The following is a 238-nucleotide window of genomic DNA, read 5'->3' as shown; positions in this document are numbered from 1 at the left end:
AGTTTACAGCATAAATGCGAATGCCGGCTCTTCGGATACGTGGACTCAGGTTGGCGGTGCAAATGTTGGAAATGCTTATAGTTCAGACAATTCTTATTCGGATATTGCCTTGTTCAACAATATGCCTTTTGTAGTATATGTTTCAAGTACAGCAGAAGGGAGAAAATTAAATGTAAAGAAATTCGACGGAACATCCTGGGTGCAGGTTGGCAATGCAAACTTTTCCGACACTGTAGTC

At 41.2% G+C, this 238-nt stretch carries 1 protein-coding gene; it reads left to right on the top strand.

From position 1 onward, the window contains the following. A partial coding sequence (locus ACPYOJ_RS36675; RefSeq protein WP_481420585.1) for a hypothetical protein occupies positions 1–238 on the top strand: 238 nt, incomplete at both ends.

It is taken from the genome of Rhizobium sp. SVR5-9E (genome assembly GCF_056755095.1).
Note: the sequence above shows the minus strand (reverse complement) of the source record. Positions and strands in the feature narration are given on the sequence as shown.